Origin of the sequence: Bradyrhizobium sp. SUTN9-2, assembly GCF_003122645.1 — a bacterium.
GTDB lineage: Bacteria > Pseudomonadota > Alphaproteobacteria > Rhizobiales > Xanthobacteraceae > Bradyrhizobium > Bradyrhizobium yuanmingense.
In genome coordinates, this window is sequence record NZ_LAXE01000001.1 from 6,749,765 (window position 1) to 6,765,708 (window position 15,944).

The window sequence follows — 15,944 nt, forward strand, 5'->3', positions numbered from 1 at the left end:
GTCCGGATCAGAAGCCGCGCTCGATCCTGGAATAGACCATCTCAGTGAAGGTCGACAGATGCGCGCCGATGAAGGAGCCGGAGACGGCAACGACCAGGAGAATGACGATGATCTTCGGAACAAAGGTCAGCGTCACCTCCTGGATCTGGGTCAACGCCTGGATCAGCGCGATGACGGTGCCGACCAGCATGGCAGCGCCGACCGCGGGCCCTGAGGCGACGATGATGGTCCAGATCGCCGCCTGGACGATATCGAGGGCGTCCCGCTCGTTCATGACTGGCTGATCGTGAGTCCGGGTCCGACCGCGACCTTGGTGCCGTCCTGAAGCGTCGCGATGGAGCCGTCGCTGTTGATGGAAACCGAGACGACCTTGCCGCTGAAGGTCGCGCCGGTCGAGTCGGTGAAGCTGACCGTCTTCCCGATCAGCCCGTTGGCCTGCGACAAGGACTGAGAAGACAACAATGCGTCCAGCTTCGAATTGGTCTGCATCGCCTGCTCCACCGTCGAGAGCTGGGCGAACTGGCTCATATACTCCGCGGTGTCCATCGGATTGGTCGGATCCTGGTTCTTCATCTGGGCGATGAGGAGCTGAAGAAACGTGTTGTAGTCCACGCTGTTGCTCGACGTCGTCGAGTTGGTGTCGGTCGAACTGGATCTGCTGGTGCTGTCGGTCGCGCTGTTGACGTTCATCTTGCCTCTCCGCTGTCAGGCAGCTTCGACTGGGGAAACGGCGGCGGCGCCGGCCAGGATGGCCTGCTCCACCGGAAACAGCGCGCGAATCCGCTTGAGCGCCTCGAAATAGCGGCTCGCCCCGACCAGTTCGTCGATCGCGCCGAGCCCATCGAGCATCTCGCGGTTCTCGCAAACGGCACAGAGGGCCGCGTGATGCTGGGCGTAGAGCGCCGCAGCGTCGCGGACGTCGGTCGGGTTCATCAGCATGAGCTGGACGATGAAATAGAGCTGTCGCAGCGCCGTGGTGGCGTCGGACGCCTGCATGACCTGCCCTTCGAGCAGGAACATCACGTCGTTGACGAGCTCGACGGAGACCTTGCGGTCGACGCGGAGCACCGCGCCGTTGATGTAGATCCGTTCGCCCGCGCGCAAGGAGATCTTCATTAAAGCGCGTCTCGGATCAGGCGGTTGATTTCGATGAGCTGCACCACGTCGCTCGACCGCTGCTCGCGGAGGCGATCGGCTTCCTTGACCACCCACAGCCCGATCGAGATGATGTCGGCGCGCAGCTTGTCCGGCAGCCCGTTGTCCGGGTGCGCGAGATCCTCGATGAAGATCGTCCACAGCCGCCGCACATAGAGCAGGCTCTCGACCTGATCCTCGAGGCTGAAACGCCCCTTCTGGATCCGCTCGAGCCGGTCGATGCCGAGGCTGAGGGCCTGCCGTTCCCGGCTGCGCGCCTCATAGCCACTTTCGTCAACGACCGCTTCATAGGCTTCAAACGTCATCAGGACCACTCTTCGCAGGAGACCGAACAACTGGACAAAGGTTACGAGCCTGACAGCGCAGCCTTGGCTCAGAGATAATTGATGAGGCTGATCTTCTGGAGCTGCGCGGTGAGCGCCAGCGCGGTCTGGATCTGTGTCTGCAGCGTATTGACGCGGACCGAGGCTTCGGTCGGGTCGACCGCTTCCATTCCGACGATCTGATTGTTCAGAATGTCCTGCTGCGTCTTGAGCTTGGCGGTTGCGGTGGTGACCCGTTGCTGAACCGTGCCGACGCTGCCGCCGAGCGCAGCGAGATCGTTGATGGCGTTGCCGACCAGCCCGATGGCCTTGTCCACGACGACCTGGAACGTCTCCTGGCTCAGCTTCACGTTCCCGAGATCGGCCATCATGGTGTAGGCCTCGGCGAGCCTGCGGAAGCCGATCTCGTTGGCGCTCACTGACGTGTCCGCGATCTCGGTGGTGGAGATTCGGCTTTGCATGGTCTGGTCCGTCGCAGAGGACCAGTTGGTGTTCCAGGCCGGGCTCGCGAACCCGGCATCGAAGGTGGTGTCCAGGAAGGTCTGCATCTGGGCCGGCGTAATGGTGGCCACGGCGGGCGAGGATTGCGGGAAGCCGAAGGCCGCGAGAAAATCGGCATCGACCTGGTTCTTGCTGGCCGAGCCCGCGGCGTACGGCGTGATGGGCGCGTTCTGCGTGTTGATGCCCGAGAACAGCGACGAGCCGTTATAGGAGACATTCAACGCGCCGATCAGGTCCTGGAGATTGGAGGATGCAGGCGGCAGGATGACCCGCCCGCCGCCGTCGGTGCTGCGGGCCGCGATCAGATCCTTGAGGAAGTCGGTCGCGGTCTTGTTGAGCTGGGTGATCCTGTTCTGCGTCACGTCCAGGCGTCCCGAGACGAGACCGTTGGTGTCGACGAGCTGGTCGGCAAAGCTCCAGTCCGCCCGCAGCGTGAGGTCGCTTCCCGTCGTCGCACCGAGTTCCAGACCAACGTCGTAGAAGCGGCCGGTGGTCGCCTCGGTCGAGGCCCTGGTGAGCGCCGCCTGGTTGTTCGTGATCGAATACCTCAACGACGAGGACAGCATCAGGGTGGAAACGTAGTTTGCGCTCATCATGGCTCAGTTCCCCACGGCGGCCAGCAGGCTTTGCAGCATTTCATCGACGGTCGAAATGATCTTCGACGAGGCCGAATAGGTGCGTTCGACCTGAAGCATCAAGGCCATCTCGTCATCCATGTTGACGCCGTTGACGTTTGACAACGCCGTGATGCTGCGGTTGAGCAATGTGCTCTGGTACTCGGAGTTGTCGTTGGCGACCTTGCGCTGATTTTCGATCCAGCTCGCCGACGACGATGCGAAGTCGATCAGGCTGCCGCTCGGCTTGCCTTGCGTCGTTGCGTCGAACGGCTGGGAGGCATCCATGCCGCCGATGAGCTGCTGCAGCCGGGCCGAATAGCCGCCGTTGCCGGCGGTGTTGTACTGGTAGGCGGGGTTGCCGCTGATCGCGCCGTCGCGCAGCAGATTCGGGTTGCCGCCCAGGCTCGGATCGACCGAGGCCGCGACCGAGATCGTGCCGGCGAGGCCCACCGAGACGGTCGCGCTCGCCGGCATCGCCGGCGCGCCCGGATAGGTGAAGAGACCGGGAACGTCGGGCAGCGCCGCGGCGGTCTGATCGCTTTCCCTGAACGTATTGATCAGGCCGCGCGCGATTTCGTCGAGCTGGCCCTGATAGGTGACGGTGTCCTGGTCGCGCAGCTGGGCGAGGCCTGCGAGCTTGCCCGACTTCAGCGGCATCACCGAATTGGCGCCGGTCACCGGGACCCCGTCGATGTAGACGGCGTTGCCCGTGGTGCCGGCGGTGTAGGCATTCGTCGGCGCAAAGCTCACCGTCCGCGCCGTCTTGTCGAACAGCACCACGCCGCTGTCAGCGTAGAGCGCCGCGTCGCCGTTGGGGCGGATCGACATGTTGACGCCGACCTCCTGCGACAGCTGCGAGACGATGCTGTCGCGCTGATCGAGATAGTCGGTGATGTCGTCGCCGGAGATCGTGCCTTTCACGATCGCGGTGTTCACGGTCTCGAACCGGGAGAGCAACTGGTTGATATTCTGAACCGACGTCTTCATGTCGGCATCGGCGCTTTCGCGGACCGACTGCACGGTCCGGGTCGCCTGGTTGAGCGCGGTCGCCATGTCCTTGGCGGACGCGACGGCCGCCTGCGCCAGGGTGGCGTTGTCAGGGGCGTTGGCATATTTCTGCAACGCCTGCTTCAGCGCGTTGAGCTGCGCCGTCGGCGACTGGTCGAGCTCCGGATCGTCCACCGTCGCGGTGGCGATCTTCTGCAGGCCGTCATAGATCGCGGTCTGCTTGGCGGACGACGAGGTCGCGATCAGGACGTTGTTGTAGAGGCCCGAGCTGGCGGCGCGCTGGATCGCCGCGACATAGACGCCGGCGCCGGGCAGATTGTCCAGCACGGTGAGCTTGCGCGAATAGCCGGTGGCGCTGGCACCGGCGATGTTGCGCGAGATGACCGACGACTGAACGCTCGACGCCATGAGCGAGGAGCGAGCCGAGTTGAGAGCGGCGGTAAGCGACATGGCGTGCTCTTGCCCGAAACGAGCGCCGAGGAATTCAGCGCTTCAAGTTGACGACGACATCCAGCAGATCCGAGCCGGTCTGGAACGATTTCGAGTTCGCCGTGAAGCCGCGCTGGGCCTCGATCATGCCGGTGAGTTCGTCCGCAAGGTCGACGTTGGAGTCCTCCAGGGCACTGGACTGGATCGTGCCGAGCCCACCCGTGCCGGCATTTCCGACCTGCGCGTTGCCGGAATTCATGTTGGTCGAATAGACGTTGCCGGGCTCGGGCGTCAGATTGTCGGGGCTCGCGACGTCGGCGAGCATGATGGTGTAGAGCGTCAGCTGCTGCCCGTTCTTGAGGATCGCCGTCACATGGCCGGCATCGTCGATATCGACCTTGTCGATCGCCGAGGGAACGCTGCCATTGACAGTGGCCTTGAAGCTGAAGTCGGTGCCGACCTGGGTCAAGTTCGACAGGTCAAAGGTCATCGCCGCACCTCCGGGAACGGTGAAGGCGAGACCGGTCGGGCTCGCCGCGGCGAGCGCGCCCCTGCCGGCCGCCGTGGTGTCGAAGGTGAAAGTGGTGGCGGCGCCGAGCGAGGTGCCCGTCGCGGAGTCGTAGACCCCGATCTGCCAGGTATCCGAGCCGGCAGCCGTCGCCGTGTGGGACATATAGACGTCGAGCGTAACGGCCTGGCCGATATTGTTGTAGGCCACGATCGAGCTCTTCGATGAATATGACGCCGGGCCGGGCGGACCAGCAATGACAGCCGCTTTCGGATCCAAATTGCCGGTCGTGAGCGTCCCCGCCGTCGACGGCACCGGCACCTGCGAGACCTGGGCGATGTTGACGATCTGCATGCCGGACAGGCTGTTCTGCGAGAAATTGCTCACGTTGCCCGGCTGGCCCAGAAGATAGAAGCCGGCCGCGTTGACCAGATTGCCCTGGCTGTCGGGCACGAACGAGCCGGCCCGCGTCAGATATTGCTGCGTGTTGTTGGCGTTCGACACCACGAAGAAGCCATTGCCCTGGACGCGGAGGTCCGTGGTCGACGTGGTATACTGCGTATTGCCGCCGTCGCTGATGGCATAGCGGACCTTGGTTTCGACCGCGCCGGAATCGTAATTGCCGGAGCCGCTCTTCAGGATCAGCGAGGAGAATTCCGTGGAAGCCCGCTTGTAGCCCGTCGTGTTGACGTTGGCGATGTTGTCCGAGACCGTCGACAGCTTGTTGGACTGCGCGTTCATCCCGGAAACGCCGGTGCGCATAACACCATACAGGCTCATGAATTGGGCTCCTTTGGTAGGTTGCAGCTACAATGGGGGTTCTTGCTTGCGCGGGGCTGATGATTGGGCGCGATGCACAACTTGTCGTGGTCCGGTCAGCTCTGCTTCAGCTCGTCTTGGGCCGGCAGAACGAGCGCGCCTTGTCCGTCCACGCGCCGAAACCGCTCGAGACGAGATGCGCAACGATGTGACAGACATAGCGCTTCTGCGCCGGCTGATTGTTGGGGCCCGCGTTGTAGCGCGCGACCGCCATGGTCCAGCTGCCTTCGCGCTGCTTCAACTCCTTGAGGAAGCGCGCGGCGTACTCGACGTTCCCCGCGGGATCGAACATCGCCCGGACCGAAGCGAACTTTTCGGCGTGATAATAATGGTTGATCTGCATGCAGCCGAGATCGATCAGCTTGATGCCTTTGCTGCGCATGGCCTCGAAATTCGCGATTGCATCGTTGATGTCCTTCGCGAACACGGTCTGGCCGTCGGCCCCGAGCGCGTAAGGATGGAGCGCGCCGCGCCGGCCGGTCTCGGTGAGGCCGACCGCATAGAGAATGCCGAGCGGAATCCCATGCTGCCGGGCCGCGCGCGCCATCTCGCGCTCGCAGGGGCGCGCAGTCTCGGCGGCGGCTTCCGAAGCGCTCGCGTTACAGATAAACAGGGCCGCGACGGTGATGCGGCGCCACGTCCTGCTCATGACGCGTCTCCTGGTTGAACTGGCGCCCCTCGCGGGCCTGCTTTGCGCCGCCGTCGGATTGCCCCGACGACGTGCCGGCACCGCCGAACGCGCCTTGCGACTGCGGCGAGGATTGTTGCTGGCCCGAGAGCTGGGGCTGGGACTGGCCGGAGCCGCTCTGGAATCCGTCCAGCGAGCCGTGCTGGACCGGCGCGACGTCGGCGACGTAGCCGGCCGACTGCATGAGCTCGCGGATCTGGTCGCGCTGCTGGTCGAGCATCTGGCTCGTGTCCTTGCGCTCGGCCGCGAGCTGGACGGACACTTCGGTGCCGACGAGACGCAGGCGCACCGTGACGTTGCCGAGCGCGGGCGGTTCGAGATTGACCGTCAGGATTCTGAGCGGCTGATCCGGTGCGTTGGTCTGGGATGCGGCGAGATTGGGTGCCGCGGACGCAGCCGGTGCCGAGGACTCCTTCAGTTCGGCGACGACGGCATTGGCAACCTGCTGCGGGGCGTTGAACTGCGCCGGTGGCAGATGGGTTTCCTGCTGGACCACGGTGACCTTGGTCGTCTCGGGTAGCGCGGGGCGCGCCGAAGCCTTGGCAGCGCGCTCGACATCGGCCGTGACCGCCTCGAAGCCGGGTGATGCCGGCCTTGCGCTCGAGGCTTCCGCACCTTGCGTCAGCGCAGATTGCGACGCCGCCATCGCTTGCGAAGCCGCCGCCTGCGAGCGCGCGCCGGCCGCGGCAGGACTGGATGGACCGGCATCGCCGGTCGCCGCCTTCACCGCGCCCGGTGCCTCGTGCTTCGCCGAGGTTGACCGCTCATCGCGCGCGGGCGCGTCCTTGTCTGCGGAGGGCACTTGCATCTGCGGCTTCACGGCAGAAACAGCAGCGATCTCCTGCCCGACCATCACAGCGACGCCGGATTGATCCTGGCGATCTGTCCCGGTGAGATGATCGACCGGACGTGGTTTCTCCGCCAGCTTATCGGACTTGGTGTCGGAGGTCTCGTCCATGGACTTTGGATCAGCAATGGTCGCGACGCGTTCGCGCAGCGCCGCCTCCTTCGGCTGCTCCTGCTCGGCCGGATGGATCGGACACGTGCGCAGCGTTCTGGTCTTCGCGGCCGCCTCGCTGCCGTCTTCGCTCAGCGCCTGCTTGGCGAGATTCGAGACGGTGTGGAGCAGATCGTTGAAGGACGAGTTCGCCTGTGGTTTGGTCGCGGTACCCTTTGCCGCGCGCATGTTGAGACTCTCGGCGAGACCGTTGAAGAGCTGTCCGGAGGTTCCACTGAGCTTGGTCATGGCCGGCGATCCTTGGTCAGGAGTTCGAGCTCCCCGAGCTGCTTCTGCGCGCGTGCGAGCGTCGCGGTCGATGACGCCAAATCGAGTCGCGCCGGCGTTGCCGGAGGCTTGTCCGCTGCCGCGGCGGATCCGCCCGCGAACGGCTTGCGAACGTCGAGCGCGAGCTGCACCGTGGCATTGAGAAGGGGGACGTCGCGTTCGGGCAGCTTCGACCGGTCGAGCGCCTTCAGTTCGGCGAGACCGCCGTCATATTCGTCGGTGAGCACGCGCGAGGCGCCGCGGAAGAAATGGGCGCGCTCGCGTTCCGCCGATGTATCCGCGCTGAGGGTCAATGCCCGCTCGCCGGCCAGCCGGGTCACGGTCAGCCGTCCGCGCACCATCGCGGCGCGCGCCATCATGAGATAGAGCTTGAGGCGGCTGGCGCGATCGATCTGCTCGAGCAAGGCTGATATCCGCGCAAAGCGGCGCTCGTCGAGTGCCAGGCTCGATTGCGTCAGCCCCGCGGAGAAGCGCTGCCAGAAATCGCCCGCATAGATCGAGTTGCGGTAATGGCGGATATAGGCCAGCGTCAGGAACTCGAACTTCTCGAAATCCTCCGCCTGCCCCACCAGCAGGATCTCGCGCCGCAGGGCCGCCTCCTCGACCAGCGTGCCGGGCAACAGCAGGCGCGCATCGTCCAGGCGCTCGATCGCGAGCGAGGCCTCGGCGCGCGCGAACAGCGCGCCCTGAACCAGCGCGACCTGTCCGCCCAGTCCCGAAGGAATCGTCCGCGGCTTGATCTCCTTGAGCAGCTCCCGTGCTTCCTCTTGGCGACCCTCGACATAGGCGAGCGCACCGTTGAACAGCCGCTCGTCGACGTTCAACTTGTCGCGCGGCAGTTTGCGGACGATTTGCGGCGCACCGCCGCTGAGCAGGTAGATAACGACCGCCTGGCCGTTCCGCGGATTGCTCCACACCGCGGGATCGGCCGCGAGAAACTTCTCGCCGATTTGCCGGATCAGCGCGATATGACTGCCATGTGCGGCGGTGTCGCCATTGGCGATGCCGTCCTGCACCGCTTGCAGCGCGCGGACGAGCTCATAGGGTTCGCTGCCCTGGGGTGCAGGCTGGGCAAGCGCATTTGCCGCGATGAACGGCAGCAGCAAGACGGCGCGGCGCAGCAGCCTGATCAAGGTCGCTTCTCCCGGATCAGGATTTCGATCCGGCGGTTCTGGGCGGCCGCCGGATCGTTCGGGAGCTTCGGCCGCCGATCGGCGTAACCTTCGATATGCTCGATCCGCCGCGCATCGACGCCGGAACGGACCAACATGTAATAGGCCATCTGCGCACGCGCGGTCGACAGCCTCCAATTGTCGTAGGTTTCCGATCGATACGGCCGATTGTCGGTATGCCCGCGGACGATGATCATGCCCTGGCGCTTCATCAGCAGCGGCCCGATCTTGTCGATCACGCGGATCAGCTCGGGCCGCGGCTCCGCCGAGCCGACCGCGAACATGCCGAAGCTCGCATCGTCGGTGAGGCTGACCAGGAGCCCTTCCTCGACCTGACGCACCTCGGCCGCCGGCCCCGCCCCTGCTTTGATGTCCGACAGCGCCTCCGCGACCGCGGACTGAAGCTGCTTGAGGGTGGGCTGCTGTGTTTGCGCCGCGTCGCGCGCCTCCGGCTCCTTCGCCGCATCGTTGGGACGAGCCTGCGGGGCGGTGCTCACCTGGACGCCAGCTTGGGCGCTGCCCTCGCGCGGCGACTGCGTCGGTGCGGCGCCCGGCGGCATCAGCGGCGACAGGCTTGCGGACGAGCTCTCCGGGCCCGGAGCCACGTTGCCGCCGGCATCATCCGTCCTGCTCCGGCGCGCTTGCACCTCGCCCGGATTTGCTCCGGCTGCGCCGTCTCGCGCGGAGGCATTCGGCTTCGGCTCGCTCTCGATGAAGCGATCGGCGTCCTTGGACGCCTGTGGCGCCAGCTTCCAATAGCCCGGATCGAATGGATCGCGATAGGCATCGCCTCCCTTGAGGCCGTCCCCTTCAGCGGCGGTCAGAGCGCCGGCGCGCCGCTGGCCCGTCGACTGGTTCGCGCTGTTGGCGATCTCGGCGAGCGTCGCATAGGGGTCACGGAACAGGACCTTCTCCTCGAAAGAGGCCGGCTTCTCAGCCGTCGGAGAATCGCCGCGCCTTTCCTCGTTCGTACCGGCCGGCTGACGCTTGCCGTCCTGGCCTTCGAACGACGACGGCTCCTTGTTGGAGAGATCCTTGAGGCCCTTTGGGGCAGGTGAGTTCTCAGCGAGCTTGATCGGATTGAAATAGCTCGCGACGACCTGCTTCTGGTCCTGGTTGAGCGCGTTGAGCAGCCACATGACCAGGAAGAACGCCATCATCGCGGTCATGAAGTCCGCATAGGCGATCTTCCAGACGCCGCCGTGATGCGCCTCCTCGGCGAAGGCGCTGCGGCGGCGGACGATCACGATCTCATGCTTGACCTCCTCCATGGCGGACTACCGGCGCGCTTCCTTGAGGCGTTCACTCCAGGCGGAGATCTGCGTCTCGATCACGGTCTGGTCGGCCACGACGCGCACCTCGAGCGTCTCGGCGGCCACGTATGCGATGCCCGTTCGCCTGGACGCCTCGAGCTGCGTCTTCACGAGGTCCAGCAGCTCGCTCGGGCCGGTGACCTTGAAGGCGGGCGCCGACGAGCTGCCGGTCAGCGCCGCGATCTGCTCGACCAGCGATCCGATCGCCTTGTCGCGCACCGCATCGGCGAGGAACGGCAGCAGGATCCGCGCCACGGAGCTTGCGATATTGGTCTCGATCTCGCGGCAGGCCGCCTCGAAGCCGCTGACGATCGCGACCGCCTGCTGGTCGGACCATTTGGCCCGCTCTTCGCCGAGCCGGATCGCGCTGCGGACGCGCTCCTCGGCCAATTTGGCGTCGCCTTCCGCGACGCCCGCGGCATGGCCGCGCCGATAGGCATCGTCCAGGAGATTGACCGGCGGCGCTTCCGTCGCGGGCGCCAGGGACTGAGCCTGAAGCTGCGTATGGGCCTGCGGCTGCGATTGAGGCTGCGGATCGCGCCTCGCCTCCTTTGGCCTGGTCAGCACGTCCTGGATTTTTGGAGGCGGGGGCGGCGGCGACGACTTGACCCGGCCGTTCGCATCGAACTGCGTCAGGAGTTTTCCGATTGCCGCGTTCATGCCGCCTCCTCGCGTCGCATCCAGTCTTTAAGGATCGCCGCCGCCTGCATCTGATCGAGCCGGACGATCTGCTCGAGCCGCTTCTGCGGCGTTCGCTGCATCTTGCCTTCGAGGTCTTCGACGAGGTTGAGCTCGGCCTCCTCGCCGTCGGGCAGCGCAAGGGCCGCCGAGGCCTCGAGCTGGGCGGCCTCGGCCGCCTCGGCCTGCTCCTGCTCCGCGCGATGGGTCAGGATGCCGTTGACCGCCGGCCGCAGCCCGAACCAGACCAGCATCGAAGCCACGGCCAGGATCGTGATCGCGTTGATGACGCTGCCGAGCTGCTTGTTGATCATCTCGACGAAGCTGATCGGCGGCACCGGCGCCAGCTCACGCGAGCCCTCGATGAAATCGACGGCCGTCACCTGGATCTGATCGCCGCGCGCCTTGTCCAATCCGCCCGCGGTCGCCGCGAGCTGGCTGATCTCGGCGAGCTTGCTGTCGATGATGGCCTGGTTGCTCTTGTCGCCGAGATCGGCGACCAGCCGAGCGCGATTCACCAGGACGGCGATGAACAGCTTCTTGACGGAATAGCCGTCGCTGACCGTCGTTGTGGTCTTGGAGGAGACCTCGAAATTGGTGACGTCCTCGCGGCGGGTCTTGTCCTCGCTGGAGTTCTTGCCGCCGCCCGCATTCACCTGCTGGTCGGGGAGATTCTGCTGCACCGTGGTCGGCGACGAGCGGTCGGCGTTCTGCGAGGATTCCTTCTCGCGTACGGCCCGCACCGAGCGCTCGGCGCGGTTCTCGGGATCGTAGACCGTCTCGTTGATCTGCCGCTTGTCGGTGGACAGCTGCGGAGCGACGCTCACCTCGAAGTTGTCGAGGCCCAGATACGGCGTCAGCGCCTTGCGAATGCTCTCCTGCACCATGCCGCTGACCGTCTTCTGCAGGCTCGCCATCTTGGTCGGCGCGGCGCTGGCTTCGTCCTCTTCGGCGAGCAGCATCGAGCCGTCGGCGTCGAGCACCGTCACCTTGTCGCGGCTCATGCCGGGAATGGCGGCGGCGACGAGATGCCGGATCGACTGCGCCGTGCGCGCCTCGATCGCGCCGTCGGTGCGCAGCACGACCGATGCCGAAGGCGGCTGCTGCGTGGCGCGGAACGAGCCGCGCACCGGCAGCACGATATGCACGCGCGCCGCCTTCACGCCCTTCATCAGCTGGACGGTGCGGGCGATCTCGCCTTCGAGCGCGCGCAGCTTGGTGACCTCCTGCATGAACGAGGTGAGCCCGAGCGAGCCGATCTTGTCGAACAGCTCGTAACCGGAATTGGCGCTGGTCGGCAGTCCCTTCTCGGCAAGCAGCATCCGCGCCTGCATGGTCTGGCTCGGACGCACCGAGACCGCATCGCCGGCGGAATTGACGTCGAAGGTGATGTTCTGCTCGCGCAGTGCCGCGCCGATGCGCGTCACGTCTTCGCGGGTGAGGCCGGTGTAGAGCGTTTCGAACTCGGGGCGGCTGAGATAATAGGCGCCGCCGACGACGGTGACGAGAACCGCAAAACCGATCAGTCCCAAGGCCATCAGGCGTCGCGGCCCAAGCTCCAGCAGATTGTTGAGCAGTTGCTGTACCTGCGCACGACTGAGCATATGACCTCGTACCAATGCGAATGGTGACGACACTCAGCTGCCAACCTTGTCTGAAGGTTGCGCGAGGCGCGAATGCGTGGGTTCGCTGGCGAGGCGTTGCAATTATGCAAGACGGGGCGACGCAATCGGTTTGGCAGCCGCGAGCGAGCGCCGGGCGCATTGCGGCCCGACCGGCTGCGGCAGGTCGCAAGACGATGACGAAGGTACGATTGCCGGCACGTCGCGAGTCGGCGCCCACCATCACGGCGGAGACCGTGCTCCCTGAGGGAGCACGGTCGTTTTCGAGAGCGCCGCTTAGCCGCGGAACAGCGACAGGATGCTCTGGCTGTTCTGGTTGGCGATCGACAGCGCCTGAACGCCGAGCTGCTGCTGCGTCTGCAGGGCCTGAAGGCGGGTCGATTCCGCGTTCATGTCGGCGTCGACGAGCTGGCCGACGCCGCGATCCACGGAGTCCATCAGGGTCTTGACGAATTCCGTGTTGGTCGAGATGCGGTTCTTGACCGCGCCGAGATCGGCAGCGGCCGAGGCCACCGAGTTGATGGCGGCGGTGACCTGCGCGATGTAGGCATCGAGCGTGGTCTGGTCGGCCGCCGAGTCGGTCAGCGCGGAGATGTTGATCGTGTCGACCGAAGCGCTGCCGGCCACGGTATCCAGAATGCCGGTCTGCGTCGTGGAGTACAGCGTGTAGTTGGCGGTCGTCACGGTGATCGAGCCGATGGTGGGCGTACCGCCGACGCGGGAGTAGGACGACACGAGGTTGAAGCTCGTCGGGGTGGTACCCGTCGTCGTGCTCAGCCAGTTGATGCCGTTGAAGGTCGCCGAATTGGCCTTCAGCTTCATGTCCTGCTGGATCTGGGTGATGTCCGCCTGGATCTTGGTGCGGTCGATACCCGCGGTCTTGGCTTCGACCAGTAGCGCCTGGAGCTTGGTCAGACCGGATTCCTTGTCGCCGATCACCGAGGTCAGAGCGGTATATTCGGTGTCCACGGTGGCAGCCGACAGGCCGAGCGAGTCGGAGACAGCGGACAGCGCGGCGTTGTCGGAGCGCATCGAGGTCGCAATCGACCAATAGGCGGCGTTGTCCGAGGCGGTGGACACGCGCTGACCGGTGGAAATCCGGTTCTGCGTGGTGGCGAGTTGCGTGCTGACAGACCGCAGGGTCTGCAGCGCGGTCATGGCGGAGGAGTTGGTGAGAAGACTAGAACCCATTTTGATGTCCCTTTGAAGATTGACTTGAGTTGGGGACATACCGGGCTTGCACCGGTACGACAGGGCGGCGTCATGCCTTTGGGCGTGCCGCAAACGCGGGTTCAAGGCCCAATCTGTCGTAGCGGCGAGGTTAGCGAGCGAAGCTTGTGCGGGGCTTGTGGCCCTGTGTTCCGGCCGCAACAGGCGGCCGGACTTGGGCGCGCGTGGCCATGTCCAAGCGAAAGGGCCGCGATTCGCGAGAAGCGCGGCCCTCCCCCGATGACTTCCGTCTTAGCGGAACAGCGACAGGATGCTCTGGCTGCTGTTGTTGGCGATCGAGAGCGCCTGCACGCCGAGCTGCTGCTGAACCTGAAGGGCGGCCAGGCGGGTGGATTCCGCATTCATGTCGGCGTCGACGAGCTGACCGACACCGCGGTCAACCGAGTCCATCAGCGACTTCACGAAGTTCGTGTTGGTCGAGATACGGTTCTTGACGGCACCGAGATTGGCGGCGGCCGAGGCCACCGAGTTGATCGCAGTCGTGACCTGCGCGATGTAGCCATCGAGCGTGGTCTGGTCGGCCGCCGAGTCGGTTAGCGCGGCGATGTTGATCGTGTCGACCGACGCACTGCCGGCCACGGTATCCAGAATGCCGGTCTGCGTGGTCGAGTAGAGCGTGTAGTTGGCCGTCGTCACCGTGATCGAGCCGATGGTGGGCGTGCCGCCGACGCGCGAGTAGGATGACACGAGGCTGAAGCTCGTCGGGGTGGTACCCGTCGTGGTGCTCAGCCAGTTGATGCCGTTGAAGGTCGCCGAGTTGGCCTTCAGCTTCATGTCCTGCTGGATCTGGGTGATGTCCGCCTGGATCTTGGTGCGGTCGATACCTGCGGTCTTGGACTGAACCAGCAGCGCCTGGAGCTTGGTCAGACCCGAATCCTTGTCGCCGATCACCGAGGTCAGAGCGGTATATTCGGTGTCGACGGTCGCGGCCGACAGGCCGAGCGAGTCGGACACCGCCGAGAGCGCAGCGTTGTCGGAGCGCATCGACGTTGCGATCGACCAATAGGCGGCGTTGTCCGACGCGGTGGCGACGCGCTGGCCGGTCGAGATCCGGTTCTGCGTGGTGGAGAGCTGCGAACCCACAGACCGCAGGGTCTGGAGTGCGGTCATGGCAGTCGAGTTCGTAAGCAGGCTTGACATTGCGAATGTCCCTTTATGTACGCGTTTACATTTTCGAGGGGACATACCGGGCTTTCACCGGTACGGAAGGGCGGCATCATGCCTTTGGACCGATCTGTGTGGGTCCAACCCGCCGTGCCGCATTGCTAGCACGCCGAATCTTGCTTCCGGATTAAGGTGAGACTGAATTCTGCAGTAATATCATATGGTTAATATTACGCACTGCTAACTATAACCAGTGCGTATCGCTTAACCATAAAGGGCCGGCCGGCGCTCGGTGCTCACGAGAACGAGCGGACCAGCCCGGAGGCCAGCAGATTCCAGCCGTCGATCAGCACGAAGAACAGCATCTTGAACGGCAGCGCGAGGATCGTCGGCGGCATCATCATCATGCCCATCGACATGGTCAGCGTCGCCACGATCATGTCGATCACCAGGAACGGCAGGATGATGAGGAATCCGATCTCGAACGAGCGCCGGAGCTCGGAAATCATGAAGGCCGGAATGATGACGCGCAGATCGACCCGCTTGTCGTCGAACTTCCTGCGGAAGCTTTCGGCGGCGAGCGCTTCGAAGGTCTGGAGATCCTTGTCGCGGACATGGGCCAGCATGAACTCGCGGAACGGATCGGTGATCTTCAGATAGGCTTCCTCTTCCGATATCTCGTTCTTCATCAGGGGCTGGACGCCGCTCTCCCAGGCCCGGTCGAAGGTCGGCGCCATGACATAGAAGGTCATGAACAGCGCGAGACTGATCAGCACCAGGTTGGCAGGCGTGGTCTGGAGGCCGAGACCTGCGCGCAGGAACGACAACGCCACCGCAAATCGCGTGAAGCTCGTCACCATGATCAGCAGCCCCGGCGCCACCGACAGCACCGTGATCAGCGCCATCAGTTGGATGATCCGGCCGCTGGTCGAGCCGTTTCCGGGCGGCAGCAGGGAATTCAGGTCCGGAATTTGGGCCAGCGCCGCTTCGGGCAGCACGACCAGAACCAGCGCGAGCAGCAGGACTTTCACCCTCACTGGATCACCAGCGTCTCGATGATCAATTCGCGGACCTTGCCTGACGAGCGGATATTGGCGCGCTCGGTCAGGTCGTCGCGCAGATGCTGGAGCCCGCGCGATCCTTCGAACTGCGCGACCGTCGCCGACCGCAGATAGGTCACGATGTCCTCGCTGATGTGGGCGGCCAGAATGCCGGCATCCTCGTCGCTCATGCTGTCGGTCACCATCGAGGCTTCTATGCGCGCCCAATTGTTCGCCGGCGCGGCGAGATTGGTCACGATCGGAGACAATTTCCTGAGCCGCGCGCTGCCGGCGTAGCTCGACGCGATCGGCGGCGATGCGGCGTTCTTCTTGGCGTCGGCAACGCGTTCGGCGGTCGCGATCAGATGCAGACCGGCAATCGCGCCCGCGCCGATCGCGATCAGGGTCAGCACGACGATGGCAGCGATCAGGCGCATGGCGTCTCCTGCCAT

At 64.8% G+C, this 15,944-nt stretch carries 17 protein-coding genes; all 17 read right to left on the reverse strand.

The window, feature by feature from the left end:
* Positions 1–7: 7 nt before the first annotated feature.
* Positions 8–274 (reverse strand): flagellar biosynthesis protein FliQ, encoded by a 267-nt coding sequence (gene fliQ / locus XF30_RS31270; protein WP_025034323.1) that lies wholly within the window; start codon positions 272–274, stop codon positions 8–10.
* Complete coding sequence (gene flgD / locus XF30_RS31275) at positions 271–690, reverse strand: flagellar hook assembly protein FlgD (protein WP_109144807.1); 420 nt, start codon at positions 688–690, stop codon at positions 271–273. Before flgD ends, fliQ begins: the two co-directional genes overlap by 4 nt.
* A gap of 15 nt (positions 691–705) precedes the next feature.
* The gene (flbT, locus tag XF30_RS31280) at positions 706–1,116 is read right to left on the reverse strand and encodes a flagellar biosynthesis repressor FlbT (RefSeq protein WP_109144808.1); all 411 of its coding nucleotides are present in this window, start codon (positions 1,114–1,116) and stop codon (positions 706–708) included.
* The gene (gene flaF, locus XF30_RS31285; protein WP_157281887.1) at positions 1,116–1,460 is read right to left on the reverse strand and encodes a flagellar biosynthesis regulator FlaF; all 345 of its coding nucleotides are present in this window, start codon (positions 1,458–1,460) and stop codon (positions 1,116–1,118) included. Before flaF ends, flbT begins: the two co-directional genes overlap by 1 nt.
* A gap of 68 nt (positions 1,461–1,528) precedes the next feature.
* The gene (locus XF30_RS31290) at positions 1,529–2,575 is read right to left on the reverse strand and encodes a flagellar hook-associated family protein (protein WP_109144810.1); all 1,047 of its coding nucleotides are present in this window, start codon (positions 2,573–2,575) and stop codon (positions 1,529–1,531) included.
* A gap of 3 nt (positions 2,576–2,578) precedes the next feature.
* Positions 2,579–4,054 carry a flagellar hook-associated protein FlgK gene (flgK, locus tag XF30_RS31295; protein WP_109144811.1) on the reverse strand — a complete coding sequence of 492 codons (1,476 nt, stop codon included), beginning with the start codon at positions 4,052–4,054 and terminating at the stop codon, positions 2,579–2,581.
* A gap of 34 nt (positions 4,055–4,088) precedes the next feature.
* Positions 4,089–5,321, reverse strand: coding sequence for a flagellar hook protein FlgE (locus tag XF30_RS31300; RefSeq protein ID WP_109144812.1), 1,233 nt, complete (start codon positions 5,319–5,321; stop codon positions 4,089–4,091).
* 106 nt (positions 5,322–5,427) lie between these two features.
* Positions 5,428–6,009, reverse strand: coding sequence for a transglycosylase SLT domain-containing protein (locus XF30_RS31305; RefSeq protein WP_109144813.1), 582 nt, complete (start codon positions 6,007–6,009; stop codon positions 5,428–5,430).
* Positions 5,960–7,294 (reverse strand): flagellar hook-length control protein FliK, encoded by a 1,335-nt coding sequence (gene fliK / locus XF30_RS31310; protein ID WP_109144814.1) that lies wholly within the window; start codon positions 7,292–7,294, stop codon positions 5,960–5,962. The genes XF30_RS31305 and fliK overlap by 50 nt, the downstream gene beginning before the upstream one ends.
* Entirely contained in the window at positions 7,291–8,466 is a 1,176-nt protein-coding gene (locus tag XF30_RS31315) for a chemotaxis protein (RefSeq protein WP_109144815.1), read from the reverse strand. Before XF30_RS31315 ends, fliK begins: the two co-directional genes overlap by 4 nt.
* Entirely contained in the window at positions 8,463–9,776 is a 1,314-nt protein-coding gene (locus tag XF30_RS31320; protein WP_109144816.1) for a MotB family protein, read from the reverse strand. Before XF30_RS31320 ends, XF30_RS31315 begins: the two co-directional genes overlap by 4 nt.
* Positions 9,777–9,782: 6 nt before the next feature.
* Positions 9,783–10,478, reverse strand: a complete 696-nt coding sequence (locus XF30_RS31325; RefSeq protein WP_109144817.1) for a hypothetical protein — start codon at positions 10,476–10,478, stop codon at positions 9,783–9,785.
* The gene (fliF, locus tag XF30_RS31330; protein ID WP_036046274.1) at positions 10,475–12,100 is read right to left on the reverse strand and encodes a flagellar basal-body MS-ring/collar protein FliF; all 1,626 of its coding nucleotides are present in this window, start codon (positions 12,098–12,100) and stop codon (positions 10,475–10,477) included. The genes XF30_RS31325 and fliF overlap by 4 nt, the downstream gene beginning before the upstream one ends.
* Positions 12,101–12,394: 294 nt before the next feature.
* Positions 12,395–13,309 carry a flagellin N-terminal helical domain-containing protein gene (locus XF30_RS31335; protein WP_057030126.1) on the reverse strand — a complete coding sequence of 305 codons (915 nt, stop codon included), beginning with the start codon at positions 13,307–13,309 and terminating at the stop codon, positions 12,395–12,397.
* Between the two features lie 270 nt (positions 13,310–13,579).
* Positions 13,580–14,488, reverse strand: coding sequence for a flagellin N-terminal helical domain-containing protein (locus XF30_RS31340; RefSeq protein WP_057030125.1), 909 nt, complete (start codon positions 14,486–14,488; stop codon positions 13,580–13,582).
* A gap of 260 nt (positions 14,489–14,748) precedes the next feature.
* A complete protein-coding gene (gene fliP / locus XF30_RS31345) occupies positions 14,749–15,489 on the reverse strand; it encodes a flagellar type III secretion system pore protein FliP (protein ID WP_036007014.1) in 741 nt (246 codons plus the stop codon).
* Positions 15,486–15,929: a flagellar basal body-associated FliL family protein gene (locus tag XF30_RS31350; protein ID WP_109144818.1), complete on the reverse strand. Its 444-nt coding sequence runs from the start codon at positions 15,927–15,929 to the stop codon at positions 15,486–15,488. The genes fliP and XF30_RS31350 overlap by 4 nt, the downstream gene beginning before the upstream one ends.
* Positions 15,930–15,944 lie beyond the last annotated feature (15 nt).